The organism is Micromonospora sp. NPDC049799, from assembly GCF_040656655.1.
Lineage (GTDB): Bacteria > Actinomycetota > Actinomycetes > Mycobacteriales > Micromonosporaceae > Micromonospora.
On record NZ_JBFAMU010000671.1, the window covers coordinates 1 to 2,257 of the forward strand.

At 70.9% G+C, this 2,257-nt stretch carries 2 protein-coding genes and 2 pseudogenes; 1 reads left to right on the top strand and 3 read right to left on the bottom strand.

The features are described 5' to 3' along the window. Positions 1-99 precede the first annotated feature (99 nt). The gene (locus AB0I76_RS28045; protein ID WP_357041583.1) at positions 100-528 is read right to left on the bottom strand and encodes a cytochrome c oxidase subunit 4; all 429 of its coding nucleotides are present in this window, start codon (positions 526-528) and stop codon (positions 100-102) included. 10 nt (positions 529-538) lie between these two features. Then, the gene (coxB, locus tag AB0I76_RS28050; RefSeq protein WP_357041586.1) at positions 539-1,507 is read right to left on the bottom strand and encodes a cytochrome c oxidase subunit II; all 969 of its coding nucleotides are present in this window, start codon (positions 1,505-1,507) and stop codon (positions 539-541) included. Positions 1,508-1,703: 196 nt separating this feature from the next. Here coxB and AB0I76_RS28055 point away from each other — a divergent pair. Further along, positions 1,704-2,159 (top strand): annotated as a pseudogene (locus AB0I76_RS28055) (aminotransferase class V-fold PLP-dependent enzyme); the annotation flags it as partial. A gap of 2 nt (positions 2,160-2,161) precedes the next feature. Here AB0I76_RS28055 and AB0I76_RS28060 read toward each other — a convergent pair. Continuing rightward, positions 2,162-2,257: pseudogene (locus AB0I76_RS28060) on the bottom strand (ATP-dependent DNA ligase); the annotation flags it as partial.

A 2,257-nucleotide genomic window follows, 5' to 3' on the forward strand; every position in this document is an offset into this window, starting at 1 on the left:
CGATCTTGGAAGGCGTACCCGGCAGCCCGCCAGCCGCACGACGAGGCCCGCCTCCCCGGACGGGAAGACGGGCCTCGGTGCTGTCGGGCGACCGGCCGGTCAGTGCTCGGCGGTGCGCCGGGTGCCGGTGTAGTACTCGAAGAGCAGGCCGCAGACGGCGAAGGTGACCGCGACCAGGCCGACGCCCAGCAGCCACATCTGCCAGAACACCAGGCCGAGGCCGGCGATCGAGGCGGCCAGCGCCAGGCCGAACGGCCAGTAGCTGCCCGGGCTGAAGAAGCCGATCTCGCCCGCGCCGTCGGCGATCTCACCGTCCGGACGGTCCTCCGGGCGCAGGTCGATACGGCGGGAGACGAACCAGAAGAAGCCACCACACATGGTGCACAGCAGGAAGCTCAGCAGCAGGGCGACGGTGCCGACCCACTCGACCTGGCCGTTCGCGTCCGCGGCGGTCCAGCCGCCGTAGAGGAAGGTCGCGAAGAGCAGGAACCCGGCGATGACCAGGAAGATACGCCACTCGGTCTTCATGCCCGCTCCCTCAGTTTCCCGCGCCGGAAGCGCTGTCCGGGTTGAAGTTGGCGGTGTTGCGCCGGGTCTCGAACGGCCGGGTGGTCTGCGCGTACGGCTCCTCGCCGATGGCGGTCAGCGCGTCCTGCGTGGACTTGCCCTCCCGCTTGGCGGCGAGGAACTGGTCGTACTTCTCCGGCGAGACGACCCGCAGCTCGAAGTTCATGAAGGCGTGGTAGCTGCCGCACAGCTCGGCGCAGCGGCCGACGAACGCGCCCTCCTCCTCGAACTCCGAGATCTCGAACACGTTGCGGATCTTGCCCGGGAAGACGTCCCGCTTGAACAGCATCTCCGGCACCCAGAACGAGTGGATGACGTCGCGGCTGGTCTCCTCGAACCGGATCGACCGGTCGGTGGGGAGGACCAGGATCGGGATGACCTCACTGGTGCCGAGCACGGAGGCGACCGTCTGGGCCTCGGGTCCCTGCCCGTCGCGGTAGTTGAACTGCCAGTTCCACTTGAAGGCGACCACCTCGACCGTCACGTCGGGGTTCTTGGTGGTGCGCACCACGTCGGTCTGCACGATCGCCGTGTAGTAGAAGAGCACGGAGACGATCAGGATCGGCGCGATGGTGTAGAGGAACTCCATCGGCATGTTGTAGCGGGTCTGCACGGGAAGCTCGTTGCCCCGCTTGCGGTACCGCACCACGCACCAGAAGATCAGGCCCCACACGAAGACGCCGACCGCGAGCGCGGCGATGCACGACGCGATCCACAGGTCGTACATGCGGTGGGCCTCGGGCGTGATGCCGCCCTGCGGCCAGCCGAAGCCGGCGAACGTCCCGCCGACGTCACAGCCCGTGAGCAGGACCAGCAGCGCCGCCCCGCCGAGACCGAGCCCGGCGAGCCGACCGGCACTCCGCCCCCGTCGCCGACCGGCGCCTGGGGAAGCGCTGTGCCGTACGACCGACGGCCGTACCTCCGAACTCCTTGCGACCACCTGGTCCTGCCTCCCTAGCGCGCCGCGGTGTCTGTCCTCGTCCTGCCGGTCCCCGCTGTGCGGAGCGGCAGCACCGCGGCAAAGGCGTCACCGACGGTCGCAGATTACTCGACCATGACGGGCCTGACCGTGTTGGGGTCACTGTCCGCCCCCATCGGGGGGATCTTGGGCATACCGGCGCGATACGTTGGCTTCCGTGAGCGCATCCCCGGTCTACCTGGACGCGGCCACCGCCGTGCCCCTGCATCCGGTCGCCCGTCAGGCGCTGCTGGCCGCGCTCGACGACGGCTGGGCCGACCCCGCCCGGCTGTACGGCCAGGCCCGCCGCGCCCGCCAGCTCCTCGACGCCGCCCGCGAGGCCACCGCGGTCACGCTCGGCGTCCGCGCCGACGAGCTGTCCTTCACCCCCAGCGGTACGGCGGCGGCGCACTCCGCGGTGCTCGGCGGCCTCGCCGGACGCCGCCGGGTCGGCCGCACCCTGGTGCACTCGGCGATCGAGCACTCCGCGGTGCTGCACGCCGGGGAGAAGCACGTCGCCGAGGGCGGTACGGCGACGTCGGTGCCGGTGGACCGGCTGGGGCGGCTCGACCTGACGGCCTGGTCGGAGGCGGTACGCGCCCCGGGGGTGGCCCTCGCGGCGCTGATCGCCGCCAGTCCCACCTTCCACTGCGGCGTGTGCAGCTCCAGCGCGGCGAGGTTGGCCAACCAGACCAGGGTGGGCAGGTCGTCGGCGACCACGTAGTCGATGGT